At 49.8% G+C, this 693-nt stretch carries 1 protein-coding gene; it reads left to right on the top strand.

All coding sequences use genetic code 11. The features are described from left to right. Positions 1-251 precede the first annotated feature (251 nt). Positions 252-548 (top strand): hypothetical protein, encoded by a 297-nt coding sequence (locus tag D0T11_RS21775; protein WP_147374811.1) that lies wholly within the window; start codon positions 252-254, stop codon positions 546-548. The last annotated feature ends 145 nt before the right edge of the window (positions 549-693 follow it).

Below are 693 nucleotides of genomic sequence, written 5' to 3' on the forward strand. Positions count from 1 at the left end.
ATGGCGCACAAACGGCACCTGTCGCAAAAGCGTAGTAAGTTTGGCGCTGAGGCATTGCTTCACGGGGCAGAACGGGTTTGGATGGTGTAGGAACCCCAAAGGTCGGACTGCCCCGTTTTATGCCGCAATATTTAGTAGGGTAGAGTAGTGTCCAACATACTCCGGAAAGCACTTGGCAAACCATCGTCATCGATAAGCAGCTTACCGTGCAACTACCCGCCCAACCGCAGGAAATGGATGTACCGGGAACTATGGCCGCTGCCGTCCCAGCACGCAGGCAGGATGCTATGATGCAAAACAGCCAGGCATATGTGCTACGTGACACGAATGCAGTGTATGTAGTGATTAAAATTCCACTGGCGAAAGAGCCCACATTAGCCCCCACATTTGAGGCGCGTAAAAGCTACTACACCGGCCGGGCTATTCCGCTGATGCTTGGCACGGATTACCCTAACCTGCTGGAACAGTCCGTAACAGAACAGGATGGCGTTGATATAATTACCGTAAAACACAAAGTGATAAATGCTGATGGAGCATTAGTAATCTAGGGCTACCGCACCAAATTAGGCACTTTTGAGCAGTTCCAGCATAAATCCGTCGTCTCTGGCGGCCTTTTTACGCTTTCTTTTCAGACTAATCTTACTCGGTTCATGCGTGAGAAGAAAGAGGCTGAACTTGCGAAAGATGTTCAAA

The sequence above is a fragment of the Hymenobacter rubripertinctus genome (genome assembly GCF_003583925.1).
Classification (GTDB): Bacteria; Bacteroidota; Bacteroidia; order Cytophagales; family Hymenobacteraceae; genus Hymenobacter; species Hymenobacter rubripertinctus.

Excerpts from the sequence above, each read along its gene's own strand:
- D0T11_RS21775 (WP_147374811.1), top strand. The coding sequence starts at position 252 with ATGGCCGCTGCCGTCCCAGCACGCAGGCAGGATGCTATGATGCAAAAC.